Below are 26347 nucleotides of genomic sequence, written 5' to 3'. Positions count from 1 at the left end.
CCGCGACGCCAGCGATCAGCCAGGAGTTGACCATGCAAGATGCCGTAATCCTTTCCACCGCGCGCACGCCGATAGCCAAGGCCTTTCGCGGCGCATTCAACGACCTCAAAGCGCCCAGCATGAGCGCCATCGCCATCCAGGCGGCCGTGCAGCGCGCGGGGATCGACCCGGCGGCTATCGACGATGTGGTGATGGGCACGGCGATGCAGGGCGGTAGCGCCTCCACCAACCTGGCGCGCCTGTCCCTGCTGGCCGCCGGGCTGCCGCTGACGGTCAGCGGGCAGACCATCGACCGCCAGTGCGCCTCCGGCCTGATGGCCGTGTCCATCGCCGCCAAGCAGATCATGGTCGACGGCATGCAGATCGCCCTGGGCGCCGGCCAGGAGCAGATCAGCCTGGTGCAGAACCCGCATATGCAATGGGCCGCCGCGGATGCCGACGCCAATGTCACCCGCCACGCCGAGCACGCCTACATGCCCATGCTGCACACCGCCGAACGAGTGGCCAAGCGCTACGGCATCAGCCGCGAGGCGCAGGATGCCTATGCCCTCGAATCGCAGCGGCGCACCGCCGCGGCCCAGGCGGCCGGCCTGTTCGCCGAGGAGATAGTGCCGGTGACGGCGCGCAAGAAGCTGGTGGACAAGGCGAGCGGCGAAGTCAGCTACGAGGAAGTGACCCTGAGCCTGGACGAAGGCAATCGCCCGCAGACCCAGCTGGAGGATCTGAGTCGGCTCAAGCCGGTGGTCGACGGCGGCTGCGTCACCGCCGGCAACGCCAGCCAGCTGTCCGATGGCGCCAGCGCCTGCGTGCTGGTGAGCGGCAGCCTGGCCGCCCGCCACGACGTCGCCCCGCTCGGCCTCTATCGCGGCATCGCCGTGGCCGGCCTGGCGCCGGAGGAAATGGGCATCGGCCCGGTGTTCGCCGTGCCCAAGCTACTCAGGCAGCATGGCCTGAGGGTCGACGACATCGGCCTGTGGGAACTCAACGAAGCCTTCGCCTGCCAGGTGCTGTACTGCGCCGAACGACTCGGCATCGACCCGAGCAAGCTCAACGTCAACGGCGGCGCCATCGCCATCGGCCACCCTTACGGCATGAGCGGCGCGCGCATGGTCGGCCACGCACTGCTGGAGGGCAAGCGCCGCGGCGTGAAGTTCGTCGTGGTGACCATGTGCGTGGGCGGCGGCATGGGCGCGGCCGGTCTGTTCGAAGTGCTGTAACGCCGTTCATACCCCATCCAGCCCGGCCGAAACCGTGCGCACCAGCCGTTGGTGCGCGCGGCGCAGCCTACGAGCGGCCGCTTGGCCGCCGATGCAGGGCCAATGCATCGGCCGGCCCCTCCGCTGAAATAGTCGTCATTCCCGCGCAGGCGGGAGCGCAGCTTTATCGCTGAACAGCGCTTGCGCTGACCTGATCCACAACCGGCCTGGTAGCTGGGCTCCCGTCGTCGCGGGAGTGACGGTACAGGGCATTTTCAGCACGTCCCCGGACACTCTTGCCGCACGGTAAGTTAGCGCCGGTTGGCGTTATATCTGTCGCCATCCAATAACGATATGGGCTGCATCGAACTCTTGTATTAGTTATCGACGAACTTGCCTGGCTAGCATCGGCGAACATTGTCCAGCCGATGAGAACAACAAATTGAACCTCGGAAAAATCATCAACCGCAGTGCACTTTATTGGCCAGACCATGAGGCACTCGTCGATAACAAACAGCGCATCAACTTCGCGCAACTGGAACTTCGCACCAACAGGTTGGCCTCGGGCTTGTTCGAGCTCGGCCTGCAGCCCGGTGCGCATCTGGCCATATTGGCGCTGAACCGGGTCGAACTGGTCGAGGCGGAAATCGCCCTGTACAAGACCGCCATGGTCAAGGTGCCGGTCAACGCCCGCCTGTCCCTGGATGAGATCGTGCAGATCCTCAACGACTCGCACAGCCAGGCGGCCATAGTCGAGGGGCGCTTCGCCGCCGCCTTGCACGCCCGCCGTGGAGAGCTCCCAAGGCTGCGCTGGATCGTCTCGCTCGACGACGAGGCCGGCGATATCGCCTATTCCAGGCTGCTGGAACGCGGCAGCGAGGCGCCGGTGCACAGTGACCCGGCCGACGACGCCCTGGCCGTGCTGCATTACACCTCCGGCAGCTCCGGGGTGCTCAAGGCCGCCATGCTGACCTTCGGCAACCGCAAGGCGCTGATCCGCAAGAGCATCGCCAGCCCCACCCGCCGCGCCGCACCGGGCGACGTGATGGCCCATGTCGGGCCGATCACCCACGCCAGCGGCATGCAGATCATGCCGCTGCTGGCGGTCGGTGCCTGCAACCTACTGCTGGAGCGCTACGAAGACCGCCTGCTGCTGGAGACCATCGAGCGCGAACGGGTGACCCGGCTGTTCCTGGTGCCGGCGATGATCAATCGCCTGGTCAACTTCCCCGAGGTCGAGCGCTTCGACCTGTCCAGTCTGCGCCTGGTGATGTACGGCGCCGCACCCATGGCGCCGGCGCTGGTCAAGCGCGCCATCGCGGTGTTCGGGCCGATCCTCGCCCAGGGTTATGGCGCCGGCGAGACCTGCTCGCTGGTCACCGTGCTGACCGAGCAGGACCACCTGATCGAGGACGGCGACTTCAGCCGCCTGGCCTCCTGCGGCCGCTGCTATTTCGAGACCGACCTGCGGGTGGTCAACGACAACTTCGAGGACGTGAAGCCCGGCGAAATCGGCGAGATCGTGGTCAAGGGCCCGGACATCATGCAGGGCTACTGGCAGGCGCCGGAGCTCACCGCCGAGGTGATGCGCGACGGCTACTACCTCACCGGCGACCTGGCCACGGTGGACGCGCGCGGTTACCTGTTCATCGTCGACCGCAAGAAGGAAATGATCATTTCCGGCGGCTTCAACATCTACCCCACCGAAGTGGAACAGGTGCTCTACAGCCTGCCGCAGGTGTTCGAGGCGGCGGTGGTCGGCGTGCCCGACGAGCAATGGGGCGAGGCGGTGCGCGCCGTGGTGGTGCTCAAGCCGGGCGCGAGCCTGAGCGCCGAGGCCATCATCGAGCATTGCGGCCGCAGCCTGGCCAGCTTCAAGAAACCGCGCGCGGTGGACTTCGTCCAGGAGCTGCCGAAGAACCCCAACGGCAAGGTGGTGCGCCGCCTGATCCGCGAAGCCTACTGGCAAAACACCGACCGCCGCATCTGATGGGAGAGTTCAACATGATCGAACCAAGCGCCAAGGCCAGCCAACTGATCGACGGGCTCAAGGCCTTTATCCGCGACGAGGTCGCCCCGCTGGCGCAACGCGAGGGCATCCTCTGGGGCGAACCGGTGCCCAGGCCGCTGCTGCGCGACCTGTGGAAGCGTTCATGCGAACTGGGTTTCTACAACGCCATGCTGCCGGAAAGCCTCGGCGGCGCCGGGCTCAGTGTCGCCGAACTGTGCGCGGTGAAGGAGGCGGCGGCGCTCAGCGGCTCGCCGCTGGCCGCGCACGTGCTCGGCGAGCTGTCCGGGCCACCGCGCATCGGCCACCTGTTCAAGGTGGCCAGCGCCCACCAGGTCGACGCCTTCCTGCGCCCGGTGTGTGCGGCGGACAAGGCCGTGTGCTTCGCCCTCACCGAGGCCGAGGCCGGCTCCGATGCCAGCGCCATCGGCACCACCGCGCGCCGCGACGGCGAGCACTATGTGCTCAACGGCGCCAAGCGCTACATCTCCGGCGCGCCCTATGCCGACCTCGCCGTGCTGCTCGCGGTGACCGAGCCCGGCCGCGGTGCCCAGGGCATCTCGGCCTTCTTCGTCGACCTGCACGCCGAGGGCGTGAGCATCGACAGCGACTATTCGGTGATGTCCGGTGGCGGCGCCCACGGCAACATCTACCTGGACAACGTACGGGTGCCGGTGGACAACCGCATCGGCGAGGAAGGCGCAGGCTTCAAGCTGGCCATGGGCCGCATCACCCTCAACCGCCTGCTGCATTGCCCGACCATGCTCGGCATGGCCGGCCTGGCGCTGAACCTGTCGCTCGAACATGCCCGCACGCGCAAGCAGTTCGGCCAGCCGATCGCCATGTTCCAGGCCATCAACCACCAGCTCGCCGACATGGCCACCGAGCTGTACGCCGCGCGCAGCATGATGTACGCCACCGCCGCGCTGAACGACGCCGGCGGCGACATCAAGCTGCAGGCGCCGATGTGCAAGCTGTTCGCCTCGGAAACCGCCTTCCGCATCGCCGACAAGGCGGTGCAGGTCCACGGCGGCGCCGGGCTGATCAAGGGCCATCCGGTCGAGTGGCTGTTCCGTGCCACGCGTATGATGCGGGTACTCACCGGCACCAGCGAAATCCAGCGCAATACCATTGCCAAGGGCATCCTGATGCCCGGCTAAGGGCGGCAGGACAGGCCCGCCCCCCACGCGGGACGGGCCTTTTTCCATAACAACAAGATCAGAGATTACCCCCATGACTCGCGACGCCCCTGCCTTCCACCCTCGCACCGCCTGGACCATCGCCTTCCTGCTGGCCTTCATGATGCTGGTCAACTTCCTCGACAAGGTGGTGATCGGCCTGGTGGCCGTGCCCATGACCCAGGAACTGGGCCTGACCCCGACCGAGTTCGGCCTGATCGGCGGCGCCCTGCACTGGTTCTTCGCCATCTCCGCGGTGATCGGCGGTTTTCTCGCCAACCGCCGGCCGACCCGCACCCTGCTGCTGGGCATGGGCCTGTTCTGGTCGCTGATCCAGCTGCCGATGCTGTTCGCCAGCTCGTTGTGGATGATCGTCGCCTGCCGCGTGCTGCTCGGCATCGGCGAAGGCCCCGCCTCGCCGGTGGCCACCCACGCGCTGTACAAGTGGTTCCCCAACGACCGCCGCAGTCTGCCGGTGGCCCTGCTCCATTCCGGCAGCGCCATGGGCCTGCTGGTGGCCGGCGCGATGATTCCCTGGATCAGCCTGAACTACGGCTGGCGGGTCAACTTCGCCGTGCTGGCCGCCATCGGCGCGGTCTGGTGCGTGCTGTGGCTGCGTTTCGGCCGCGAAGGCAGCCTCGATAGCCTGCGGGCCGGCCAGCTGGCGCCGGATGGCGAACGCCTACCCTACCGCCGCCTGCTCAGCGACGGCAGCGTGCTGGGCAACTACCTCTGCCACTTCGCCGCCAACTGGTCGCTGGCGCTGACCCTGACCTGGGTGCCCAGCTACCTGGAGATCGGCCTGGGCATCGACCCGCTGAAAACCGGGCACATCTTCGTCATGTTCGTGGTGGTGACCACCCCGCTCAGCCTGTTCATGGCCTGGCTGTCGCAGCGCCTGCTGCGCAGCGGCTACTCCTCGCGGGTGGCGCGCGGCGCCTTCGTCTCGGTGTGCCTGATCGCCAGCGGCCTGCTGTCGGCCTCGCTGATCCTCACCGAGCTGTCGGTCGCCACCCGCGTCGCCTGCCTGACCCTGAGCGGCGGCCTGGCGCTGGTGATGTACTCGGTGGGCCCGGCCATGCTCGGCGAGTTCACCCCCAGCAGCCAGCGCGGCGGCATCCTCGCCATCGGCAACGCGGTGGCCTCGCTGGCCGGCCTGTCGGCGCCGGTGATCACCGGCATGCTGGTACAGGGCGCCGGCGCCGCGCATCCGCTGGGCTATGCCCAGGGCTTTCTGGTGTGCGGCGGCGTGCTGGTGGTGGCGGGCCTGATCGGCCTGGTGAGCATGAACCCGCAGCGCTCGCGCCAGCGCCTGCTGGCTCAGGAAGCGGTGTCCGGCGCCTGTTCGCGGGCCTGATCCGACTCCTCCGGGCTGCGCTCGATCAGGCTGCCGCGCCAGCGGCCGTCGCCCACCGCATCGAGCAGCAGCCCGCGCACCAGATCGCGCATGCACGAGGCCGCGAAAGACAGCGGCTTGTGCACCGAGTAGGCGATGGACACGGTGCGGGTGATGCGCGGCTCGACGATCAGCCGCGCCGCGGTGGACTCGAACAATTCCTCCAGCGGCGGCCAGTTGCAGATGGTCGCCGCCAGCCCATGGCGCACCAGGCTGGCGATCCCCGGCGCGGATTGCTGCTCGTAGACCACGTTGAGCGTCACCCCCGCCTCCATCGCCGCCTGCTCGATACGCCGGCGCAGGTGCAGGGCCCGCGGCGCCATCACCAGGCGCGTGGCGCCGGCCTCGGCCAGGCTGATCGGCGTGCCGCTCTCGGCGCTCGAGCCCGGCCCAACCCAGTACAGGTCCTCGGTGAAGATCGGCTCGGCGATCACGTGCTCCAGCTCCTCGGCGTTGGGCACCACGCCGAAATCCACCTTGCCCAGCTCGATGGACTGGCCGCCTTCGCGGGTCAGGCCGTCGCAGATGGTCAGGCTGATGCCGGGGAACTTGTCCGAGGCCCGGCGGATGATCTCCGGCAGCAGCAGCGCCGAGACCGTGGCCGGAATCGAGATGGACACGTGGCCCCTGGGGTCGCCGCGGGTCGACGCCAGCTCGTCCTTCACCGAATCGAGTTTCTGCACCACCGAGCGGGCCACCTCGTAGAGCCGGCGCCCGGCGTCGGTCAACGCCACGCCGTCGTGCTGGCGCTCCAGCAGCTGCATCTCCAGCTCGCTCTCCAGCAGGCCGATCTGCCGGCTCAGGGCCGGCTGGGCGATATAGGCGCGGCGTGCGGCGGCGGAGAAGCTGCCGGCCTCGGCAATGGCGATCAGGTAGCGGAGCTGCTTGAGGGTCATGCGGTTCTCTCTGGCTATGCCGAAGCGTTATGGCAACTATCCGAAGACACTATTTGTCGGCTTTTTCAGGCGCCCCTAGTATCGCCGAAACACCGCCATCCAGGGAGTAGGCACTACCCAGAGTTACCGCGCGAAACATTAAGTTTTTCCATCGGGACAATTAATTCGCGGCCTGCCCTATATCGCCAGACGAATTAAACGTTCACCCCGAATATTGTCCGGACCAACTTATCGACAGCGCACCCACAACTTAACTATTCACTCGACAACAAAGAGGATAATGAGTGATGAGATGCAAAGCATCGGGCTTTATCAAGCCCCCTTATCTGCTGTTGCCGTTGAGCTGCCTGATCGGCTCGGCCGCCGCGGCGAACTTCCAGTTTGGCGAACTCGAAGCCCAGCTGGATTCTTCGCTGTCGATCGGCACCAGCATCGCCACCGCCAATCCCGACCCGAAGCTGATGCAGAGTGCCAGCGGCGACGACGGTCGGCGAAATTTCGGCGCAGGCGACGCCTTCTCCGGCATCTTCAAGGGCACCCACGACCTGGAGCTGCGCCATGGCGACTTCGGCGCCTTCCTGCGCGGCAGCTACTGGTATGACTACGTGCTGCGCGACCGCGAGCAGCCGTTCAAGGACGTGGTCGACAACAACCGCAAACGCTCGGCGAAATCGGCCGGCGCCGAGCTGCTCGACGCCTTCGTCTACTACAACTACGCCGTCGCCGATCAGCCCGGCTCGGCCCGCCTGGGCAAGCAGGTGGTGAACTGGGGCGAGAGCACCTTCATCCAGGGCGGGCTCAACACGGTCAACCCCTACAACCTGTCGGCGCTGCGCCGGCCGGGCGCCGAGGTCAAGGAAGGCCTGGTGCCGGTGAACATGTTCTACCTGTCGCAGAACCTCAGCGACGCGCTCTCCGGCGACTTCTTCTACCAGCTGGACTGGGAGCAGACCCAGCTCGACAACTGCGGCACCTTCTTCTCCAGCAACGACTTCATGGCCGACGGCTGCGATGGCCTCGACGTCGGCAGCGTGCTGACCGGCATTCCGGCGGCGGTGGCGGCGCTGACGCCGTTCGGCGTCAACCTCACCGACGAGGGCATCCGCATCCCCCGCGGCCAGGACCAGGACGCCCGCAACGGCGGCCAGTGGGGCCTGTCGCTGCGCTGGTTCGCCGCCGAGCTGGATACCGAGTTCGGCGCTTACCTGGCCAACTACCACAGCCGCCTGCCCTATCTGGGCACCATCAGCAGTCCGTACTACAACAGCCCGGTATTCGGCAACGCGCTGGACAACGCCCTGCGCCTGGGCACCTCGCAGTACGTGGTGCAGTACCCCGAGGACATCCGCCTGTACGGCCTGACCTTCTCCACCAACCTGCGTACCGGCACGGCGCTGCAGGGCGAGGTCAGCTACCGGCCGAACATGCCGATCCAGTTCAACGGCACCGACGTCATCCAGTCGCTGCTCAACGACGCCGCGCGTTCGCCGCTGGTCGCCGAAGGCATCCGCCCGGCGCAGGCCGACAGCCTGTTCAACGGCTACCTGCGCAAGGAGGTGACCCAGGCCCAGGCCACCGCCCCCCATTCCTTCAGCCAGGTGATGGGCGCCGATCAGCTGGTGCTGGTCGGCGAGGTCGGCGGCACCTGGGTCGGCGGCCTGGAAGGCAAGTTCGGCCCGCGCTACGGGCGCAACGGCACCTTCGGCAACGGCATCCTCGCCAGCGGCGCCTGCGCGTCCATCTCGAAGACGCCCGAGCACTGCAACGACCAAGGTTTCCTCACCTCCTTCTCCTGGGGCTACCGGCTGCGCGCCACCTGGAGCTATGCCAACGCCATCGCCGGCATCGACCTGCGCCCCAGCCTGTCGTGGCAGCACGACGTCGACGGCAACGGCCCCGGCGAAGGCTCGGCCTTCAGCGAAGGCTCCAAGGCCATCAGCCTCGGCCTCGATGCCACGCTGAACAACACCTACAACGCCAGCCTGGCGTACACCGACTATATCGACGGCGACTACGGCACCCGCGGCGATCGCGACTTCGTCTCGATCAGCCTGGGCGTCAATTTCTAAGCGGAGTCCCTGATGAACCACACCAAAACCCTGCTGCGCGGCGGCGCCCTGCTCTGCACCCTGCTGCAGGCCGGCTCGGCCCTGGCAGCCGTAACCGCCGAACAAGCGGCGCAGCTGCAAACCACCCTGACCCCCATCGGCGCCGAGCGCGCCGCCAGCGCCGACGGGCGCATCCCCGCCTGGGACGGCGGCCTGGCCAAGGCCAACCTGAGGCTGCTGGCCAACGGCATACCGGCCGATCCGTTCGCCGATGAGCAGCCGCTGCTGACCATCGATGCGAGCAACTACACCCAGCACCAGGAGCACCTCAGTCCCGGCCAGATCGCCCTGCTCCGGCGCTTTCCGGACAGCTACCGGCTGCCGGTCTACCCCAGCCACCGCAGCGTGGCGGTCTCCGAGTCCGTGGCCCAGGCGGCCGCGCGCAACGCGGTCAACGCCAAGCTGAGCAATGGCGGCAACGGCGTGGACGGTTTCGCCGGCGTGGTGGCCTTCCCCATTCCGCAGAACGGCCTGGAAGTGCTGTGGAACCACCTCACGCGCAACCGCAACCCCAGCTTCAGCCTGATCACCGACAGTGCCGCGCCGCAGAAGGACGGCGCCTACACCGTCATGACCACCCAGCAGTACTTCACCCGTGGCGAGGCGGTGCAGGGCCAGGCGCCCGACAAGGCGCGCAACATCCTCTACTACTACAGCCACAAGCTCACCGCGCCGGCGCGCATGGTCGGCGAGGTGGTGCTGGTGCACGAGACCCTCGACCAGGTCGCCGAGCCGCGTCTGTCCTGGGTCTACAGCGCCGGCCAGCGCCGCGTGCGGCGCGCGCCGAGCGTGGCCTACGACAGCGCCGGGCCGACCACCGCCGGCCTGCGCACCGCCGACGGCCGCGACATGTTCAACGGCGCGCCCGACCGCTACGACTGGCAGCTGGTCGGCAAGAAGACCCTCTACGTGCCCTACAACAGCTACCGCCTGGCCTCGCCCGAGCGCAGCTACGAGGCGCTGATCCAGCCCGGCCACGTCGCCCCCGAGGCCACCCGCTACGAGCTGCATCGGGTCTGGGAGGTGGTCGCCACCCTCAAGCCGGGCATGCGCCATATCTACAGCAAGCGCCATTACTTCATCGACGAGGACACCTGGGCGATCCTCGCCGCCGATCACTACGACAACCGCGGCGAGCTCTGGCGCATCGGCGAGGCGCACAGCTTCTACCACCCGACCGGCCAAGCCGCGGTCAACGCCATGGAAGTGACCTACGACCTCAACAACGGCCGCTATCTGGCCTCGGGCCTGGTCAACGAACAGCGCCAGCCGTTCGACTTCAGCTACCGTGCCAGCGCCTCCGACTACTCGCCGGGCGCCCTGCGCAGCAAGGGCCTGCGCTGATGCTTTAGCCGACTGCCGGCCCGTTGTGGGTCGGCGGTTTTTTTTGTGGCGGCCGCCCGAGGTTCATCCGCGTAAGGCGCGATGGGCAGCCTTGTAGGCTGGGCCGGGCGGCGATCCGCTTTAGCCCACGCGGACTACCACTGGTGGGCTAAAGCCCACGGGACTTTGCCGACACTTAACGCAGGCACAGCCGATAAATTCGCGCCTACAGGCGCCTTGCTCCGCTCCTCGCCGTGCAATCTGCCTCCGATCTTTCCGGTGCCCCATGACCCCTCCTCCTTTGCGCAAACCCCTGACGCAAGCCCTGCTCGGCGGCGAAGAGCCCGACCCCCGTTTCACCCTGGCCAACGAACGCACCTTCCTGGCCTGGGCCCGTACCGCGCTGGCCCTGCTCGGCGGCGGCATCGCCGTGGAGACCTTCGCCGGTCAGGCCTTCGCGCCCTGGTTGCGGCTGTCGATCACCCTCAGCCTGCTGGCGCTGAGCCTGCTGCTGAGCCTCGGCGCCTGCCTGCGCTGGCTGGCGGTGGAGCGTGCCCTGCGCCACCGCAGCGCCCTGCCCCTGCCCGTTCTGGTGCCGGTGCTGGCGATCGGCGGCGGCCTGGCGGCGTTGTTGCTGCTGGTACTGTTCGGGTGGCACGGGCATGGCTGATGCGGGGCTGCAGGCCGAACGCACCGAGCTGGCCTGGCGCCGTACCCAACTGTCGCTGCTGGTGGTCGCCTGCCTGGCGCTGCGCGGCGCACAGCCGGCGCTGATGCTGCTGGCGCTGGCCAGCGCCCTGGTGCTCTGGGCCGGGCAGCGCAGGCGCTATCGCCACAGCCTGGCGATGCTCGACGCGGAACGCGGCCGGGCCAGGATCGCCATGGTGCTGGGCATCGGCCTGGTGCAGGTGAGCCTGTGCGTGCTGGCGATAGAAGCGGCCCTGGCAGGCCGCTGAAAGGCGGGCGCGACGCCCCTGACGGGGCGCCGCGTGCAGCTCAGGGGGTGACCAGATTGAAGTTCGACTTCGGCTGTTCCAGCCCGCCCAGCAGCTTGAACAGCTTCTGCCGCTCGCCGCTGACGACGATGGCGCCGTCTTTCGTCGCCTGGGCGAAGCTGGTCTGCTTGAGGGCGATGCGATCGAGCAGCGCCTTGCTCATGCTCAGCTCGATATCCGCCTGGGCATGGCGTGCGCCGCTGCGGTGGGTGAGCACGCCGTGGCGCAGGGTCAGGGCATGCTCCTGCTCCAGGTCGGTGAAGCGCCAGTTGATCCGCAGGTCCTCGTCGGCTGCCTTGAGCGCATCGATGCGCACCGCCAGGTAGTCGAAGAACATGCTCGGGGTCAGCGCGCGCACCATGTCCGGCGCGCCGTTGCCCGCTCGCAGGGGATTGACGCCCTGGCGCAGTTCCTGGGCGCCGCTGAGGTAGATGTTGCGCCAGGTGGCGTTCTCGCTCTGGTAGCCGAGCTGCTCCAGGGTGTCGGCCTGCAGCTCCAGGGCGGCGCGGTTGTCCGGTTCGGCGAACACCAGGTGATTGAGCAGTTGCGCGCTCCAGCGGTAGTCGCCGGCGGCGAAGGCCTGGCGGGCGGTGTCCAGCACCGCCGCGGCGCCGCCCATGGCCGCCACGTAGCGCCGGCCCGCGGCTTCCGGCGGCAGCGGGTCGAGGTTGGCCGGGTTGCCGTCGTAGAAGCCCATGTAGCGCTGGTACACGGCGCGCACGTTGTGGCTCAGCGAGCCGTAGTAGTCGCGGCTGTACCACTTGCTGGCCAGGCGCGGCGGCAGGCTCTGCAGCTGCTCGGCGATCTCGGTGGAGGTCAGCCCCTGGTTGATCAGGCGCAGCGTCTGGCTGTCGAGAAAGGCGTACATGTCGCGCTGGTCGGCCAGGTACTCGCGAATCCTTTCGCCACCCCAGGTCGGCCAGTGGTGCTGGGCGAACAGCACCTCGGCCTCGTCGCCATAGCGCGCCAGCGACTCGCCCAGGTAGTGCGACCAGATTTTCGGATCGCGCACCAGCGCGCCGCGCAGGGTCAGCACGTTGTGCTGGGTATGGGTGGCGTTCTCGGCCATGCACAGGGTCTTGAACTGCGGGAAGTACAGGTTCATCTCCGCCGGCGCCTCGGTGCCGGGGGTGAGCTGGAACTCGATCTCGACGCCATCGATGCGGCGGGTCTCCAGCGGTTGGGCGATCAGCTCGCTGGGCGCGATCAGGGTCACCGTGGCATTGACCGGGGTGCTCTTGCCCAGGCCGGCATCCACCTGGCCGCGCTCGCCGCGCGGCAGCAGCGAGCCGTACATGTACTGCGCGCGGCGCATCATCGCCGGCCCGGCCAGCACGTTCTCGCTGACAGCGTGCTCGTAGAAGCCCTCCGGCGCGATCACCCGCACCTTGCCGGCCTTGACGTCGGCCTCGTCGATCACCCCGCGCACGCCGCCGAAATGGTCGACGTGCGAATGGCTGTAGATCACCGCCCGCACCGGCTTGCGCGGGCGGTGCCGGTAGTACAGCTCGAGCCCGGCGCGGGCGGTCTCGGCGCTGATCAGCGGGTCGATCAGGATCAGCCCGCTGTCGCCCTCGATGATGGTCATGTTGGACAGGTCCATGCCGCGAATCTGGTAGATGCGTTCGCGCACCTCGAACAGGCCGGCGATGTTGTTCAGCTGCGCCATGCGCCACAGGCTGGGGTTGACGCTGGCCGGCGCAGCGTTGCCGTCGAGGAAGTTGTAGGCCATGCGGTCCCACACCACCTGGCCGTTGGCGTTCTCGACGCGGCCGGCGAAGGCCTCGATCAGACCGCGCCGGGCATCCGCGAAGCTGGTCTGGTCCTCGAACGGCAGGCGTTGCAGCCAGGCCTGGTTGAGCGTGCGGGTGCCGTCGCTGGCCGGCTTGGCCGTCGGTACGTCGGCCTGCACCGTGGCGGAAAAAACGAGCGCCAGGGCGAGGGCGCTGAGGCGGAAAGTAGTCATGGGAAGTCCCGTGCTGTTCTTGTTGGAGTCGGTCGCGCCCGACTCTAGGGCGGCCTCGGCGCCCGCGCCAATATCAGAGGCGCATGCCTGCCATAACGCCCTGCAATGGCTCGCCCGCGGGCGGCGAGCGTCAGCGGCGCCGCTGCAGGCCGCGGCCTCGTTCGACATAGGCGGCGAATTCCGCGTCCGGCACCATGCTGCCGCCGGTTCCCCAGATCAGGTGCGTGGCGTTCGCCAGCTGCGTCGCGGCGACGCCGATGCGGTCGAGGTAGGCGTCGGCGCCCAGCACCCTGAGCATCCCCGGCGCCCCCGCCAGGGCCGAGGGCTCCAGGCGCACTCGCTCCTCCCGGTGGGCGATGGCCAGGAGCCGGTACAGCTCCTCGTCCGTGACCGTGTAGTAGCCGTCGATCAGCCGCTGCATCGCCCTGCCGACGAAGCCGGAGGGCCGGCCCACTGCCAGGCCGTCGGCCGCGGTGAGGTTGTCGATGCCGAAGTCCTGGACGCTGACCGCGTCGTGCAGCCCGGTGTACACCCCCAGCAGCATGCAGGGCGAATGGGTCGGCTCGGCGAAGATGCAGTGCACGGCATCGCCGAACACCAGCTTGAGGCCGAAGGCGACGCCGCCGGGGCCACCGCCGACGCCACAGGGCAGGTAGACGAACAGCGGATGATCGCCATCGACCACCACCCCGGCCTCGGCGAACTGCCGCTCCAGGCGCTCCGCGGCGACGGCATAGCCGAGAAACAGCTGCGGCGAGTTCTCGTCGTCGACGAAATAGCAGCTCGGGTCGGCCGCTGCCTGGCGGCGGCCCCGCTCCACCGCGACGCTGTAGTCCGCTGCGTACTCCACCACCGTCACGCCATTGGCGCGCAGCTTGTCCTTCTTCCATTGCCGCGCATCCGAGGACATGTGCACGCAGGCCTGAAAGCCGAGCTTGGCGCTGATGATACCGATCGACAGGCCGAGGTTGCCGGTCGAGCCCACCGCCACCTTGTAGCGGCCGAAGAACTGCCGCGCGGCAGCGCTGGCCAGGGCCTCGTAGTTGTCGTCGAGGCGGATCAGGCCGGCCTGCAGGGCCAGATCCTCGGCGTGCTTGAGCACCTCGTGGATGCCGCCGCGCGCCTTGATCGACCCGGATATGGGCAGCTCGCTGTCCAGCTTGAGCCACAGCGAACCGCTGCCGGGCAGGCCGGCCTCGTCCAGCAGCAACTGGTGCAACCTGGGCAGCGGCCGGATTGCCGACTCGATGATCCCGCCGCTGGCGGCGGTTTGCGGAAATACCTTGGCCAGGTAGGGAGCGAAGCGCTGCAGACGCGCGCTGGCCTGGGCGACATCCTCCGCGCCCAGCCCCACGTCGGCCAGGGCCTCGGCGACCGGCGCGCTGGCCGGGTTGAACCAGGCGGTTTCGCGCAGCGCGACCAGCTCCTTGAGCAGCGGGTGACTGGCGTACCAGGCAGCGAGGGTTTTGCCGTGGATCATCGTTGTTCCTGTCGACATCGTCTGCGCGACAAAAAGGCGCCGCGCACCTGGCGAGCTTATGGCGCAAATCCCGGCGCCGAGCAAGCCGATGGCACCCAACCGCCGTCACGCCTCCGTAGCCTTACGGATGGCAGCCCCCCGAGGCGGCTGGCATGATATCCGCCGTGAAGCCCCTGACCGACATCCGCACCCTGGTTCTCTGGCTGGCCCTGTTCGCTCCCGTGGCGGTCTGGATCGGCTGGCAGGAGCAGGCCGACCGCTACGAGCGCTTCGTCCAGGACACCAGCATCGCGCAGCGCATGCTCAGCCAGAAGGTCGTGCAGCACGAAGCGGTACTGGCCACACTGAGCGCGCTGAGCCATCCGCCCAGTCCCGCCCAACTGCTGCCCAGCCTGCAACCGGCCATGCCGCAGCTGCTGGGCCTGGGTTACCTGCGCAGCGGCGCCTGGGAGGGCAGCGGCGCAGCTCCGGCGGGCATGCCTGGCGCGCTGGAACAGGCCCGCCAGCTGGGGCGCCCCGTCACCCTGGCGGTGGATCGGGCGCGCTATTGGCTGGTGGCCCCGTCGAGCTGGAGCCTGTTGCTGGATGCCCGACGCTTTATCCCGGCCGGCGACTTTCCCCCGACGCTGGCCAGCCTGACGCTGGACCTGGGCATGGGGCCGCTGACGCTGCTGGCGCGCCAGCCCGCTGGCGGCTCGCTGGGCGGCACCATGAGCCTGCACAAGCCCCTGGGCGCGCTCAGCCAGCCCTTTCCCCTGCACAGTTGGCGCAGGCTCACACCCAGCGACTGGCCCTGGGCCGAGTGGCTGGCCTGGGCGCTGGCCAGTTACCTGCTGGCCGCAGCCAGTGCGGCCTGGCAGCGCTCGCGCGCCGAGGCGCGACGCCGGCAGGAAGAGGTCCGCCTGGCGGCGATGACGCGCCTGAGCACTCTGGGGGAAATGGCCGCCGGTATCGCCCATGAACTGAACCAGCCGCTGACCGCCATCCTCGCCCAGGTACGCGCCGCCGAACGCCTGCTCGACGACGAGGAGGAACGCCCCGCGGTGCGCCAGGCCCTGCTCGCCAGCGCCGGCCAGGCGCGCCGGGCGGCGGACATCATCAGCCGCATGCGCGGGCTGGTGCAGCCCTGCGCGCCCTCCCCGCGCGCGGCGGTAGACCCCGATGCCCTGGCGGCTTCGCTGCTGTTCCTGCGCGAAGAGGAGCTGAGCCGCCGCGGCATCCGCCTCAGCTGGCACAACGCGAGCCCCGGCGCCCGCCCGCTGGGCGACCGGGTGGCACTCGAACAGATCCTGCACAACCTGGTGCAGAACGCCGTCGATGCCCTGGCCGACTGGCCCGCCTCCCGCGTCATCGCCCTGAGCGGCGGTCGCGACGGCATGGAATACCGGTTCGAAGTCAGCGATAACGGCCCCGGCATCCCCGACGAAGCCCTGCCGCGGCTGTTCGAGCCCTTCTACACCACCCGCGCCCAGGGCATGGGGCTGGGCCTGGCGCTGTGCGAAACCCTCGCCGGCGCCATGGACGGCCGGATCACGGCGCGCAACCTCGACCCGGCGGGCGCCTGTTTCACCCTGCGCCTGCCTATCGCCGGAGCCGCTGCATGAGCCTGCCCGACCATTCCCCGCTGGTCCATCTGGTCGACGACGATGACGCCGTGCGCGAGGCCCTGGCGCTGTTGCTGCGCAGCGTCGGCTTGCGCAGCGAGGGCCATGGCGACCCTCAGGCCTTCCTCGCCTCGCTGTCGCCGCACGCGATCGGCTGCGTGGTGCTCGACATCCGCATGCCCGGCATCGGCGGGCTGGACGTGCTGGCCAGGCTGGCAGAGCTGTCCGACCTGCCGGTGGTGATGCTCACCGGTCACGCCAACGTCGACCTGTGCCGCCGCGCCTTCAAGGGCGGAGCCATGGAGTTCCTGCAGAAACCGGTGGACGACGACGTGTTTCTCGACGCCGTGCAGGCCGCCGTGCGCAGCCATATCGCCAGCCGCGAGCGCCTGGCACTGACCCAGGCGGCCGTCGAACGGCTGGCGCGCCTCTCCGGGCGCGAGCATGAGGTGCTGGAGCGTATCGTCCAGGGCATGAGCAACAAGGAAATCGCCCGCGAACTCGATCTGTCGCCACGCACGGTGGAGACCCACCGGGCCCACGTCTTCGACAAGCTCGCGGCCGACTCGCTGGCGCAGCTGATCCGCCAGTACGCCGGCCTGCTGGACGCGCCGCCTCCGTAGCACTACGGAGCCCCGGGCGTAGTCGAGCGAATACCCCGGCTGGCTGGCGCTGGTCACACTGACGACTCCTCACCTCGATCCACGACAAGGAGTTAGCCATGCCCCGTTTTTCGCTCGCCGCCCTGTTCTGCGCCCTGACGTGCGCCGGCGCCGCCAATGCCGCCGTGCTGCAGGAACGCAACCTCTCCAGCGCCGACGCCCAGCAACTGGCGGCCGCCACGGTCGCCGCCTGCCAGGCCAAGGGCTACAACGTCAGTGCCGCGGTGGTGGACCGCGCCGGTCTGCTCAAGGCCTTCACCCGCGCCGACAACGCCGGCCCGCACACCATCGAGGCCAGCCGTGCCAAGGCCTTCACCGCCGCGTCGGCGAAGACGCCGGCCCTGGCCATCATGGAAAACGCGCAGAAGCACCCGGGCGCCGCCAACCTCACCGACATCCCCGGCTTCCTCCTGCTGGGCGGCGGCGTCCCGGTGAAAGCCGGCGACAACGTGATCGGCGCGATCGGCGTGGCCGGTGCCCCGGGCGGCCACCTGGACGCCCAGTGCGCCGACGAAGTCCTGGCCGCCAACGCGGCCCTGTTCCAGTAAGCGAAGGTTGCCCCGACGCGGCGCAGGCGCGCCTGCAGCCTGCCGCAGTGTTGGGCAGGCTGCAGCACTGGCGAGAAGATCGCGAAAATGGCCAGTGCTAACTGGGGCTCAACAAAGCCCTGCGGGCTGCTCTCGCAATAACGCCCGAACATTGGCAAAGGCTTCGCCGAAGTAGGCCTCGTAGCTGTGCCGCTCGACGTAACCGAGATGCGGGGTGCAGAGCACGCGCGGGTGCCTCAGCAGCGGATGGTCAACCTGCAGGATCGGCTCCTGCTCGAACACATCCAGCGCGGCCTGCCCCGGCCGGCCGCGATCCAGTGCCTCGAGCAGTGCCCCCGGCGCGATCAGCTCGGCGCGGCTGGTGTTGACCAGCAGGGCGTCGGGCTTCATTCGCGCCAGGTCGGCGGCGCCCACGCAATGCCGGGTGGCCGGCAGCAGACGCAGATGCAGGCTGAGCACGTCGGCCTGCTCGAAGAAGGCCTCGCGCGTCGGCGCGGCCTCATGGCCATCGGCGACAGCGGCCTGGCGCGAGGCCGCGCTGCCCCACACCAGCACGCGCATGTCGAAGGCAGCTGCATAACGCGCCAGGCGCCGGCCGATCTTGCCGTAACCCCAGATGCCCAGCGTCTGGCCATACAGACGTTGGCCCAGGTTGACCTGCCAGTGTCCGGCGTAGAGGCCGTTCATGGCTTCACGCAGCTGGCGCCGGGCATTGAGGATCAATGCCCAGGTCAGCTCGGCCGCGGCGATGGGCGAACCGCTGCCCTCGGCCACGGTCACGCCGCGTTCGCGACAGGCCTGCAGATCGAGATGCGGCCCGGCTCGCCCGGTCTGGCTGATCAACTTCAGGTTCGGCAGCCGCGCCAGCAGCGCGGCATCGATACGGGTGCGCTCCCGGGTCAGCACCAACGCCTGAGCGTCGGCGAAGCGCTCGGCCAGCAGGTCCGGATCGCAGACGTGATCGTGATACACGCGGACGTCGAAGCCCTCCAGCAGGCGGAAGCAATCCAGAGACTGCACGACCCGCTGATAGTCTTCCGGTATCACCACATGCATGCGCATCCTCCTTCGCCGCGAATCAGGCCAGGCTAGCGGCGGTTTGCCGGCGACGTGCGCGCCAGGCGCGCCAGAACGGCAGCAGGATCATCACCGCCACCAGGCCCCAGACCACCCAGGTGATCGGGCTGGCGAACAGGATACCGATGTCGCCGCTGGACAGAGACAGTGCCCGGCGCAGGTTCTGCTCCATCATGCCGCCCAGGATGAAGCCGAGCAGGATCGCCGACAGCGGGAAGTCCAGCTTGCGCATGACGTAGCCGAAGATGCCGATGGCGATCATCAGGTACAGGTCGAAGGTCGTGGCATGCACCGCATACACCCCGATGGCGGTGATGATCGCCACCGCCGGTACCAACGCCCAGTAAGGCACGGCCAGCACCTTGGTGAAGACCTTGATCATCGGCACGTTCATGACGATCAGCATGAGGTTGGCGACGAACAGCGAGGCGATCAGGCCCCAGACGATGTCCGGCTGGTTCTGGAACAGCAGCGGGCCCGGGGTGATGTTGTACAGCGTTAGGGCGCCGAGCATCACCGCGGTGGTGCCCGAACCCGGCACGCCGAGGGTCAGCATCGGCACCATGGAGCCGCAGGCTGCGGCGCTGTTGGCGGTTTCCGGTGCGGCCAGGCCACGCAGGTCGCCGTTGCCGAACTTGTTGTCCTTGACCGCCAGGCGCTTCTCGCTCATGTAGGACACCGCGCTGGCCAGCGTCGCGCCGGCACCCGGCAGCACGCCGAGGACGAAACCGACCACGCCGCTGCGCAGGTTGGTGGCCAGGACGAAGCCGCCCTCCTTCAGGCTGAACAGCATGCGCCCGCTGGCCTTGATGGCTTTCTGGCCATGGTGGGTACGCTCGAGCAGCACCAGCAGCTCGCTGACCGAGAACAGACCCAGCACCAGCACCACGAACTGGATGCCATCGGCCAGCCCCAGGCTGCCGAAGGTAAAGCGATAGACGCCGCTGTTGGCATCGATACCCACGCACGACAACAGCAGGCCAATCAGCGCAGCTATGGCGGTCTTCAACGGCTTGTTGCCGGCCATCCCAGCCAGGCAGGTGATGGCGAACACCATCAGCACGAAGTATTCGGCGGGACCGAAGGCCACCGCCCAACTGGCCAGCAGCGGCGCGAACAGCACCACACCGACCGTGGCGATCAGGCCGCCGATGAACGAGCTCCAGGCCGACAGCGACAGCGCGACGCCGGCCTGGCCCTGACGCGCCAGCGGGTAGCCGTCGAGGGTGGTCATCACCGCGGACGCCTCACCCGGAATGTTGAGCAGGATCGAGGAGATGCGGCCGCCGTATTCGCAGCCCAGGTATACGGCCGCGAGCAGAATCAGCGCGGTTTCCGGCGGCAGGCCGAGGGCGAAGGCCACCGGGATCAGCAGCGCCACGCCGTTGATCGGACCGAGGCCCGGCAGCAGGCCGACGACGGTACCGATCAGGGTACCGCACAGCGCAGTGACCAGGTTGTAGGGGCTAAGCGCCACGCCGAAGCCATGGCTGAGATAACCGAAAGTATCCATGGGTTCAGCTCTCCAGGGTTGCAAGGATGCCAAGCGGCAGCGGTACCGCGAGGGCTCTGTCGAACAGCAGGTAGAGGCCGAGGGCCAGAACGCCCCCGCTGACCAGGCTTTGCAGCCAGCTACCACCGTAGAGACGCGCCATGCCGATACCGAACAGCACGCTGGCGGGGATGAAGCCGAGCGTTTCGAACAGCACTGCATAGCCGATCATCAGACCGAGGAAGGCGAGTGCCTTGAACATCACCTCTCGGTTCAGCGGCGGTTCCTCGCCATGGGTATCGCTGCTCGGCTTGAGCAGCAGTTGCACGCAGCCAAAGGCGATCAGCAGCAACAGCAGCAGCGGGAAGGCCTTGGGCCCCACCGGCTCGTAGGAAAAGGATGCGCTGTAACCCCAGGCGAGGAATGCCAGGACACAGCACAGCAGCAGGGTGATCCCCGCGAAGATACGATCATGCATGTGGATGCGCTCCAGAATGCTGCGCCGTCGGTGACGGCGCAGGAGGACTCGACTACTCGACCAGACCGAACTCGCGGCCCAGCTTGCGGTACTCCGCAACCTGGCTTTTCACCAGGGCTTCGAGCTCCGGACCGGTGACGTAGTAAGGCAGCACGTCGCGCTCGGCCAGGTAGGTCTGGAAGTCGCTGGAGGCGTTGAGCTTGGCGAAGCGCTCGCTCCACCAGGCCACGTCCTGCTCTTTCACATCCGGGCCGAGGAAGTAGCCGCGAATCAGCGGCCATTGGATCTCGTAGCCCTGCTCGCGGGCAGTCGGAATGGAGGCCAGCTCACCGCCCAAGCGCTCCTCGCTGAAGATCGCCAGGGTGCGGATCTTGTTGCCCTGCTGCGCACGAATCTCGCTGGCGCTGCCGGTGACCAGATCCACGTGCCCGCCCATCAGCGCCATGTAATGCTCGGCCCCGCCCTCGAAGGCGGCATAACGCAACTCGCGCGGGTCGACGCCGGCTGCGCGGGCCAGCAAAGCGATCTTCACCCAGCCCTGGCCGCCGACACTGCCACCACCGCCGACCACGATGCTTTTCGGGTCTTTCTTCAGCGCCTTCACCACATCGTCGAGGTTCTGGTAAGGCGAATCCTCACGCACCGCCAGGGTGCCGTAGTCGTTGCCGACGGTGGCCAGCCATTTCACCGCGTTCTCGTCGAAACGACCGTATTTGCCCAGGGCCAGGTTCAGCAGCGAGGCGCCGGAGAAGGCCACCAGGGTGCCGGGCTCGGCACGGCGGTTGGCGGCGATGGAGTTGTAGGCCACGGCGCCGATGCCGCCCGGCATGTAGGTCACGCGCATGGGCGCCTTGAGCAGTCCCTCGTCCTTGAATCCGGCCTGGGCCAGCTTGCAGGTCAGGTCGAAGCCGCCGCCGGGCTTGCTCGGAGCGATGCACTCCGGACGCGAAGGCTCGCCGGCGAGCACCGAACCACTGGCAAGCAACAGGGCGAGGGAAAACGGCAGAGTACGGCGAATGGAACAGGTGATCATGGTGAGGTTCCTCTTATTAGACTTGTATGCACAGCCGGCGCTTTACCAGAGCGGCACGATGTAACTCAGGATCAGACGATTCTCGTCCAGGTCGCGGACGAAGCTCGAACGGTAGGTGGCGTTCCTCCAGGTCACCTTGAGATTCTTCAGCGGGCCCTCGACGAAGGCGTAGGCGATATCGGTGTTGCGCTCCCACTCGCGGCCTTCGCCGACGGCCAGGTCGACCTGATCGCCGCGCACGTAGCGGGTCATGAAGGTCAGGCCGGGCACCCCGATGCGGGCGAAATCGAAGTCGTAGCGCAGCTGCCAGGAACGCTGGTCGGGGCCGGCGAAATCGTTGATCTGCAGGAAGTTGGTCAGATAGGGCGTGGCCCCGTCGACATAGGTAAAGGCGTCGTCGCCGAGCATTTTCTGGTAGGCCAGCCCCAGCGCATGGCCGGCGATGCTGTAGGTGAACATGGCGTTGATGACCTGGTTGTCGATGTCGCCCACCAGTTTCCGCCCGGCTTCGCTGTTGTTGAAGTAGCGCAGGTCGCTTTTCAGCTTGCCGTCGCCCAGCGCCAGGCCGTGCTGCAGCCCGAGGAAGTGCTGGCGATAGACGTCGCTCAGCTCGGCATAGTGATAGCTGGTCAAAAGTTGCGGATTGATCGCGTAATCCACTCCGCCGAAGCGCAGCTCATCGCTTTCAGGGCTGGCGCCGAAGCGGCGGTTCTTGTTGTTCAGCGCCAGCTTCTCGGAACCCGAGACGCTGCGCTGCACCACGCGGTCGATCTCGCCTAAGGTGAAAGTCGCGCGCTCGAGGTCCTTGCTCTGCAGCTGCCAGCCCTCGAATACCTGCGGCAGCAGGCGCGCGTTGCTGTACTGCAGATAGGGCATCTTCGGCAGCAGGGTGCCCACGTGCAGCTGGCTCTCGGCGAAACGCGCCTTGCCGGTCACGCCGAGCTTGCTGTAGTCGTCCTCGGCGCGGTTGCGGCTGTTGCGCGGCAGCAGATCGGTGCCGCTGCGATCCGGCGAGGAGTCGAGCTTGACGCCAAGCATGCCGAGGGCGTCGAGGCCGAAACCGACCGTACCCTGGGTGTAGCCGGACTCGAGGTTGAGGATGAAACCCTGCGCCCATTCCTCGCGCTTGTTCTGCCCGGCATCCTCGCGAAAGTCACGGTTGAGGTAGAAGTTGCGCAGCTCCAGGCTGGCCTTGCTGTCCTCGATGAAACCGGCGGCGTGAACGCTGGCGCCAGGCAGTGCCAGAACCGTGATGCCGAAGGCGGAGCAGCTTAGGGATTTTCTTCTTGTCATTGTGGTTGGCCCTAGGGTGTGGGTGTGGTGAGGCGAAGTCAGCTGCCGGTGCGGCGCAGGCTGGGGATGTAAACCTCGCCCGAGAACAGACGGCGCGCGGTGCGTACCAGCGAGGCGCGCAGGTTCTCGGGGTTGCCGTCGGCGGCAGGCTGCAGGGAAACCTCGATCTGCCCGCCCGGATGCTCCAGGCGCACCAGCGCCTCGCCTGCAATGGGCGCGACATCCTGGGCGACGCTGCCGAGCACGGCGCAGGCCGTGGCCAGGCCGATGGCACCGGTGGCGGCGACCGAACGGTGGCAGTTGTGCGGCATGAAATAACGCACGCTCAGCGTGCCGCCATGGCGCGCTGGGGCCAGCAGCACCGGCTTGGGAATGACCATCTGCGCAACGTCCCCCAGCCCCATGGCCAGCCCGGCCTGCAGGCGGATGCGCTCCAGGCGCTGGAGGAACGCCGTGTCGGCATCCAGTTCGGCCGGCGACTCGTAACCGGTCTTGCCCAGCGCCTCGGCATGCAGCAGCACCATGGGCATGGCCATGTCGATGCAGGTGACTTCGACACCGTCGAACAGGTCGCGCACCCGGCCGGTGGGCAGCAGGCGGCCGGTCTTGGCACCGGCGGCATTGAGGAAGGTCAGCTTGATCGGCGCAGCGCTGCCGGGTACGCCATCGATGGTGGTATCGCCGTCGTAGCGCACGCGGCCGCCCGGGGTCATCACGTCGGAATCGACGAAGGTATTGGTGTTGAGGTTGCGGATGCGCACCCGGGTCATCGGCGAGCCCGCGTTCACCAGCCCGTGCTCGATGGCGAAGGGACCGATGGCGCAGAGCATGTTGCCGCAGTTGGGCGCGGTGTCGACCCGGCGCTGGGTCACCATGACCTGCACGAACAGGTAGTCGACATCGGCGTCCGGGTGCGGCGAGCGGCTGACGATCGCCACCTTGCTGGTCTGCGGACTGCCACCGCCGATACCGTCGATTTCCAGCTCGTGGCCCGAGCCCATCAGGCTGAGCAACAGCTCGTCGCGCTGCAGCGGGTCAGTGGGCAGGTGGTTGGCCAGAAAGACCGGCCCTTTCGAAGTACCGCCTCGCATGAGTACGCAAGGTACCGTCCGCATGATGCCTCCAACGCAATAAAACTAGTGATTGTTGCTTTGCGTCGATTATGAGGAGCAATACTTTCTTCTGTAAAATGCATATATTTCGATATTTATTCCACTTTATGCATTAATGCATGGGGATATTTCCTCGCTTGCCAGTCCTCAGCGGAAAGACTAGGGTTCATTGGTAACCTAAAGACAAAAATACGACTGACTAATAAACAAAGCGCATGAATTACGAACTTCAAGACATCCGCGCCTTCGTGAAAATCGCCGAGTTCGGCAATTTTCACGAGGCCGCCAACGCCATCCACCTGTCCCAGCCGGCGCTGACCCGGCGCATGCAGAAGCTCGAGGAAAGCCTCGGCATCCAGCTGCTGGACCGCACCACGCGCCGCGTCAGCCTCACCGCAGTAGGCCGGGATTTTCTGCCCAAGGCGCAGCGCCTGCTGGACGACTTCGAACGCTCGATCCTTGGCATCCGCGAGCTGGCCGAGCGCCAGTCCGGCCAGGTCACCCTGGCCTGTATCCCCACAGCGGCCTTCTACTTCCTGCCCACGGTGATCCGCGCCTTCAATCAGCAGTACCCGAAGATCCGCATCCGCATCCTCGATCTCAGCGCCCATGAGGGGCTGGAGGCGGTGATCCGTGGCGAGGCGGATTTCGGCATCAACATGCAGAGCGGACAGAGCGCGGAAATCGACTTCACCCCATTGGTCAACGAACCCTTCGTGCTCGCCTGCCGGCGCGACCATCCCCTGGCCAAGCAGCCGGAAGTGGCCTGGCGGGAGCTCAGCGACTACCGCCTGATCGGCGTCGGCCGCCTGAGCGGCAATCGGGTGCTGCTCGACCACGGTCTGGCCCATCTCGACTGGCGCCCGAGCTGGTTCTACGAGGTGCAGCACCTGTCGACATCGCTGGGCATGGTCGAGGCCGGCCTGGGCATCGCCGCCCTCCCCAGCCTGGCCATGCCGGCCGAGGACCATCCGATCCTGGTCAGGCGCCCGCTGGTCGACCCGGTGATCAGCCGCACCCTGGGCCTGGTGCGCCGCCGCGGCTCGTCGCTGTCGCCGGCAGCCGAGCAGTTCGTCGAAACCCTGCTGCGGCAATGGCCCAATTACACCTCGCTGGGTATCGACAGCGAATCGAGCTGAATGCGGGCGCGCGCAATCGCTCGCGATTGCGCCGGTGCATGCCGAGCAGCCAAATACAGGAACAAAATCAGCGCCTCGCCCGCCACCCGTCTGCAATCCTTGCCGGGAAGCGACGGACACCTGAGCGGCCGGGATGGGTAATCAGACGCTCACCGGCATAACGGGGCAAACCCAAACGTTCAACCCATGAGCCCAGGGGCCTGGCCTGGTGCTTCGCGACCATCGGCCATCCAGACATCGCCTAAGCTGGAACCAGGCGCTGCAGTCTGGCAGCAGGAGGGAGCAATAGTGATCGCCCGCTGCATCCTCACCCTGACCCTGAGTCCCGCATTGGACCTGGCCACATGCGTACAGCACCTGCGCCCTCACGACAAGCTGCGCTGTAGCGCACCGGTGTACGCGCCTGGGGGTGGCGGGATCAACGTGTCGCGGACGATTCGACGACTCGGCGGAGAGACAGTGGCCCTGTTTCCCGTTGGCGGCTCCACTGGCGAACACCTGCTTGAATTATTGAAGGCTGAGGGCGTGCCTTTTCATGCGGTCTCGGTGTCCGGCTGGACACGCGAGTGCATCAACGTCACCAACCGGGCCGACAACCAACAGTACCGTTTCGTCCTCCCGGGAAATCCACTCTCGCCCCAGGAGCAGAGCGCGGTGCTGTCGGCTTTGGAGACATTGCCCGCCGCGGATTTTCTGGTCATCAGCGGTAGCCTGCCAGAAGGTCTGGCCGCGGACTTCCTGCCGCGTCTGCTGGGCAATGCACAACGCCGGGGTTGCCGCTGCGTGGTAGACAGCAACGGCAGCGCTCTGCGTCAGATGCTGGATATCGGTGGCCTGCTGCTGATCAAGCCGAATCTGGACGAACTCGCAGCCATGCTTGGTGAGCCTATCGCCGGACCGGAGCATCTGAATCAAGTGGCCCGGGATCTGGTGGCAGCGGGACGCACGGAAGCCGTGCTGGTTTCCCTTGGTGCACAAGGGGCGCTGCTGGTGACCGCCGACGTCTGCGAGCGCATTCCGGCTCCGACCGTGCCGCGCCGCAGCACGGTTGGTGCAGGCGATAGCCTGCTGGCGGCGATGGTACTCAAACGCGCCTCAGGGGCGAGCTGGTCAGAAGCGGCGCGCTACGGTGTGGCGGCCGGCACAGCGGCGATCATGGCCGAAGGCAGCGAGCTGTCCCGACTCGAAGACACGGAGCGCCTATATAGCTGGTTAGCTGCCTCCCGTTAGGAACCAAGCCAACGGTATACCGTTGCAGCTCTACAAGGTGAATCGCCCCGGCTTTCCTAGACACTCTCCAAGCTCTGGAAATAACGCTTTTCAAACTCCACTGGCGATAGCTGCATAGCGCTGCTGTGCCGGC

At 67.4% G+C, this 26347-nt stretch carries 22 protein-coding genes; 13 read left to right on the top strand and 9 right to left on the bottom strand.

The annotated features are described in order from the left end of the window. The first annotated feature begins 32 nt into the window (after positions 1 to 32). The 4 genes from ACIGFL_RS22410 (at position 33) to ACIGFL_RS22395 (ending at position 5739) form a co-directional block, all read left to right on the top strand. Positions 33 to 1217 (top strand): acetyl-CoA C-acyltransferase, encoded by a 1185-nt coding sequence (locus tag ACIGFL_RS22410; RefSeq protein WP_397498627.1) that lies wholly within the window; start codon positions 33 to 35, stop codon positions 1215 to 1217. A 421-nt stretch (positions 1218 to 1638) separates the two neighbouring features. Then, positions 1639 to 3186: an AMP-binding protein gene (locus ACIGFL_RS22405; RefSeq protein WP_397498626.1), complete on the top strand. Its 1548-nt coding sequence runs from the start codon at positions 1639 to 1641 to the stop codon at positions 3184 to 3186. A 14-nt stretch (positions 3187 to 3200) separates the two neighbouring features. After that, entirely contained in the window at positions 3201 to 4364 is a 1164-nt protein-coding gene (locus ACIGFL_RS22400; protein ID WP_397498625.1) for an acyl-CoA dehydrogenase family protein, read from the top strand. A 73-nt stretch (positions 4365 to 4437) separates the two neighbouring features. Further along, on the top strand, positions 4438 to 5739 hold the full coding sequence (locus ACIGFL_RS22395; protein ID WP_021442726.1) for an MFS transporter: 1302 nt from the start codon (positions 4438 to 4440) through the stop codon (positions 5737 to 5739). On the opposite strand, the gene ACIGFL_RS22390 is transcribed toward ACIGFL_RS22395, so the two are convergent. Continuing rightward, positions 5703 to 6674, bottom strand: coding sequence for a LysR family transcriptional regulator (locus tag ACIGFL_RS22390; RefSeq protein WP_021442727.1), 972 nt, complete (start codon positions 6672 to 6674; stop codon positions 5703 to 5705). The genes ACIGFL_RS22395 and ACIGFL_RS22390 overlap by 37 nt on opposite strands. A gap of 287 nt (positions 6675 to 6961) precedes the next feature. On the opposite strand from ACIGFL_RS22390, the gene ACIGFL_RS22385 reads away from it, so the two are divergent. The 4 genes from ACIGFL_RS22385 (at position 6962) to ACIGFL_RS22370 (ending at position 11061) form a co-directional block, all read left to right on the top strand. Continuing rightward, entirely contained in the window at positions 6962 to 8743 is a 1782-nt protein-coding gene (locus ACIGFL_RS22385) for a DUF1302 domain-containing protein (protein ID WP_397498624.1), read from the top strand. A 12-nt stretch (positions 8744 to 8755) separates the two neighbouring features. Continuing rightward, on the top strand, positions 8756 to 10126 hold the full coding sequence (locus tag ACIGFL_RS22380) for a DUF1329 domain-containing protein (RefSeq protein WP_397498623.1): 1371 nt from the start codon (positions 8756 to 8758) through the stop codon (positions 10124 to 10126). Positions 10127 to 10391: 265 nt separating this feature from the next. Continuing rightward, positions 10392 to 10775 (top strand): YidH family protein, encoded by a 384-nt coding sequence (locus ACIGFL_RS22375; RefSeq protein WP_397498622.1) that lies wholly within the window; start codon positions 10392 to 10394, stop codon positions 10773 to 10775. Then, positions 10768 to 11061, top strand: a complete 294-nt coding sequence (locus ACIGFL_RS22370) for a DUF202 domain-containing protein (RefSeq protein WP_397498621.1) — start codon at positions 10768 to 10770, stop codon at positions 11059 to 11061. The genes ACIGFL_RS22375 and ACIGFL_RS22370 overlap by 8 nt, the downstream gene beginning before the upstream one ends. A gap of 40 nt (positions 11062 to 11101) precedes the next feature. On the opposite strand, the gene ACIGFL_RS22365 is transcribed toward ACIGFL_RS22370, so the two are convergent. Both ACIGFL_RS22365 and dsdA read right to left on the bottom strand, forming a co-directional pair. Continuing rightward, positions 11102 to 13066 (bottom strand): alkyl/aryl-sulfatase, encoded by a 1965-nt coding sequence (locus ACIGFL_RS22365; protein ID WP_397498620.1) that lies wholly within the window; start codon positions 13064 to 13066, stop codon positions 11102 to 11104. Positions 13067 to 13196: 130 nt separating this feature from the next. Continuing rightward, positions 13197 to 14546 carry a D-serine ammonia-lyase gene (gene dsdA / locus ACIGFL_RS22360; RefSeq protein ID WP_397498619.1) on the bottom strand — a complete coding sequence of 450 codons (1350 nt, stop codon included), beginning with the start codon at positions 14544 to 14546 and terminating at the stop codon, positions 13197 to 13199. Between the two features lie 164 nt (positions 14547 to 14710). On the opposite strand from dsdA, the gene ACIGFL_RS22355 reads away from it, so the two are divergent. The 3 genes from ACIGFL_RS22355 to ACIGFL_RS22345 all read left to right on the top strand — a co-directional run bounded on the left by ACIGFL_RS22355 (position 14711) and on the right by ACIGFL_RS22345 (position 17360). Continuing rightward, positions 14711 to 16150, top strand: a complete 1440-nt coding sequence (locus ACIGFL_RS22355; protein ID WP_397498618.1) for a sensor histidine kinase — start codon at positions 14711 to 14713, stop codon at positions 16148 to 16150. Further along, positions 16147 to 16773, top strand: coding sequence for a response regulator transcription factor (locus ACIGFL_RS22350; RefSeq protein WP_021442539.1), 627 nt, complete (start codon positions 16147 to 16149; stop codon positions 16771 to 16773). Before ACIGFL_RS22355 ends, ACIGFL_RS22350 begins: the two co-directional genes overlap by 4 nt. Positions 16774 to 16871: 98 nt before the next feature. Further along, positions 16872 to 17360, top strand: a complete 489-nt coding sequence (locus ACIGFL_RS22345; RefSeq protein ID WP_397498617.1) for a heme-binding protein — start codon at positions 16872 to 16874, stop codon at positions 17358 to 17360. Between the two features lie 108 nt (positions 17361 to 17468). Here the strand turns inward: ACIGFL_RS22345 and ACIGFL_RS22340 are convergent, their stop codons facing one another. The 6 genes from ACIGFL_RS22340 to ACIGFL_RS22315 are packed head-to-tail and all read right to left on the bottom strand — an operon-like array spanning position 17469 to position 23848. Further along, on the bottom strand, positions 17469 to 18416 hold the full coding sequence (locus tag ACIGFL_RS22340) for a D-2-hydroxyacid dehydrogenase family protein (protein WP_397498616.1): 948 nt from the start codon (positions 18414 to 18416) through the stop codon (positions 17469 to 17471). A gap of 22 nt (positions 18417 to 18438) precedes the next feature. Further along, positions 18439 to 19950: a tripartite tricarboxylate transporter permease gene (locus ACIGFL_RS22335; RefSeq protein WP_021442542.1), complete on the bottom strand. Its 1512-nt coding sequence runs from the start codon at positions 19948 to 19950 to the stop codon at positions 18439 to 18441. A gap of 4 nt (positions 19951 to 19954) precedes the next feature. Further along, positions 19955 to 20407: a tripartite tricarboxylate transporter TctB family protein gene (locus ACIGFL_RS22330; RefSeq protein WP_122107862.1), complete on the bottom strand. Its 453-nt coding sequence runs from the start codon at positions 20405 to 20407 to the stop codon at positions 19955 to 19957. A gap of 52 nt (positions 20408 to 20459) precedes the next feature. Continuing rightward, positions 20460 to 21440 (bottom strand): Bug family tripartite tricarboxylate transporter substrate binding protein, encoded by a 981-nt coding sequence (locus ACIGFL_RS22325; protein WP_397498615.1) that lies wholly within the window; start codon positions 21438 to 21440, stop codon positions 20460 to 20462. 42 nt (positions 21441 to 21482) lie between these two features. Next, the gene (locus ACIGFL_RS22320) at positions 21483 to 22733 is read right to left on the bottom strand and encodes an OprD family porin (protein ID WP_397498614.1); all 1251 of its coding nucleotides are present in this window, start codon (positions 22731 to 22733) and stop codon (positions 21483 to 21485) included. A 38-nt stretch (positions 22734 to 22771) separates the two neighbouring features. Next, entirely contained in the window at positions 22772 to 23848 is a 1077-nt protein-coding gene (locus tag ACIGFL_RS22315; RefSeq protein ID WP_397498613.1) for a 4-oxalomesaconate tautomerase, read from the bottom strand. A gap of 212 nt (positions 23849 to 24060) precedes the next feature. Here ACIGFL_RS22315 and ACIGFL_RS22310 point away from each other — a divergent pair, with 212 nt between their 5' ends. Both ACIGFL_RS22310 and ACIGFL_RS22305 read left to right on the top strand, forming a co-directional pair. Next, complete coding sequence (locus tag ACIGFL_RS22310) at positions 24061 to 24984, top strand: LysR family transcriptional regulator (RefSeq protein ID WP_021442547.1); 924 nt, start codon at positions 24061 to 24063, stop codon at positions 24982 to 24984. Positions 24985 to 25272: 288 nt separating this feature from the next. Beyond that, entirely contained in the window at positions 25273 to 26214 is a 942-nt protein-coding gene (locus ACIGFL_RS22305; RefSeq protein ID WP_397498612.1) for a 1-phosphofructokinase family hexose kinase, read from the top strand. The last annotated feature ends 133 nt before the right edge of the window (positions 26215 to 26347 follow it).

The sequence above is a fragment of the Pseudomonas sp. NPDC077649 genome (assembly GCF_044542855.1).
Taxonomy (GTDB): domain Bacteria; phylum Pseudomonadota; class Gammaproteobacteria; order Pseudomonadales; family Pseudomonadaceae; genus Aquipseudomonas.
This window is presented reverse-complemented; position numbering and strand designations above follow the sequence as displayed.

Coding starts and splice junctions, on each gene's coding strand:
- ACIGFL_RS22410 (WP_397498627.1), top strand. CDS start 33: ATGCAAGATGCCGTAATCCTTTCCACCGCGCGCACGCCGATAGCCAAG.
- ACIGFL_RS22400 (WP_397498625.1), top strand. CDS start 3,201: ATGATCGAACCAAGCGCCAAGGCCAGCCAACTGATCGACGGGCTCAAG.
- ACIGFL_RS22395 (WP_021442726.1), top strand. CDS start 4,438: ATGACTCGCGACGCCCCTGCCTTCCACCCTCGCACCGCCTGGACCATC.
- ACIGFL_RS22390 (WP_021442727.1), bottom strand. CDS start 6,674: ATGACCCTCAAGCAGCTCCGCTACCTGATCGCCATTGCCGAGGCCGGC.
- ACIGFL_RS22385 (WP_397498624.1), top strand. CDS start 6,962: ATGAGATGCAAAGCATCGGGCTTTATCAAGCCCCCTTATCTGCTGTTG.
- ACIGFL_RS22380 (WP_397498623.1), top strand. CDS start 8,756: ATGAACCACACCAAAACCCTGCTGCGCGGCGGCGCCCTGCTCTGCACC.
- ACIGFL_RS22375 (WP_397498622.1), top strand. CDS start 10,392: ATGACCCCTCCTCCTTTGCGCAAACCCCTGACGCAAGCCCTGCTCGGC.
- ACIGFL_RS22370 (WP_397498621.1), top strand. CDS start 10,768: ATGGCTGATGCGGGGCTGCAGGCCGAACGCACCGAGCTGGCCTGGCGC.
- ACIGFL_RS22365 (WP_397498620.1), bottom strand. CDS start 13,066: ATGACTACTTTCCGCCTCAGCGCCCTCGCCCTGGCGCTCGTTTTTTCC.
- dsdA (WP_397498619.1), bottom strand. CDS start 14,546: ATGATCCACGGCAAAACCCTCGCTGCCTGGTACGCCAGTCACCCGCTG.
- ACIGFL_RS22350 (WP_021442539.1), top strand. CDS start 16,147: ATGAGCCTGCCCGACCATTCCCCGCTGGTCCATCTGGTCGACGACGAT.
- ACIGFL_RS22345 (WP_397498617.1), top strand. CDS start 16,872: ATGCCCCGTTTTTCGCTCGCCGCCCTGTTCTGCGCCCTGACGTGCGCC.
- ACIGFL_RS22340 (WP_397498616.1), bottom strand. CDS start 18,416: ATGCATGTGGTGATACCGGAAGACTATCAGCGGGTCGTGCAGTCTCTG.
- ACIGFL_RS22335 (WP_021442542.1), bottom strand. CDS start 19,950: ATGGATACTTTCGGTTATCTCAGCCATGGCTTCGGCGTGGCGCTTAGC.
- ACIGFL_RS22330 (WP_122107862.1), bottom strand. CDS start 20,407: ATGCATGATCGTATCTTCGCGGGGATCACCCTGCTGCTGTGCTGTGTC.
- ACIGFL_RS22325 (WP_397498615.1), bottom strand. CDS start 21,440: ATGATCACCTGTTCCATTCGCCGTACTCTGCCGTTTTCCCTCGCCCTG.
- ACIGFL_RS22320 (WP_397498614.1), bottom strand. CDS start 22,733: ATGACAAGAAGAAAATCCCTAAGCTGCTCCGCCTTCGGCATCACGGTT.
- ACIGFL_RS22315 (WP_397498613.1), bottom strand. CDS start 23,848: ATGCGGACGGTACCTTGCGTACTCATGCGAGGCGGTACTTCGAAAGGG.
- ACIGFL_RS22310 (WP_021442547.1), top strand. CDS start 24,061: ATGAATTACGAACTTCAAGACATCCGCGCCTTCGTGAAAATCGCCGAG.